Origin of the sequence: Bifidobacterium sp. M0353 (assembly GCF_016100645.1) — a bacterium.
Classification (GTDB): Bacteria; Actinomycetota; Actinomycetes; order Actinomycetales; family Bifidobacteriaceae; genus Bombiscardovia; species Bombiscardovia choladohabitans.
Window position 1 is genome coordinate 1 of the sequence record NZ_JACFSB010000109.1, and the last position, 287, is coordinate 287.

The 287-nt window shown below is 41.8% G+C and carries 1 protein-coding gene; it reads right to left on the bottom strand.

The features are described from left to right. Positions 1 to 226, bottom strand: a 226-nt coding sequence (locus tag H3V04_RS09180; RefSeq protein ID WP_198188301.1) for a hypothetical protein, incomplete at its 3' end; no start/stop codon positions are given. Between the last annotated feature and the right edge of the window lie 61 nt (positions 227 to 287).

The window sequence follows — 287 nt, forward strand, 5'->3', positions numbered from 1 at the left end:
GTGAATCAAGTTGCTTTAAAGCTTTGGCCAACACATTAGCACGTGTGCCAATGTCACCTGTAATCTTAAACGAGCTGATAGTTTCGCTAAGGTGCTTCTTAATCCACGCAATAGCTTTGGAGCCAAGTTCCTTTTTCGCTAATGCTAAAAGCTTCTTGGTTGGACCTTTATGTTTCTTGCTATTGGCGTTATGAAGTCCTTTTACACGGTAGAAACCATAACCCATTGACTTATTATCTGAGATACGTGATACCCGAGCACTTGGCGGTGTCTCATTGAACATTGTG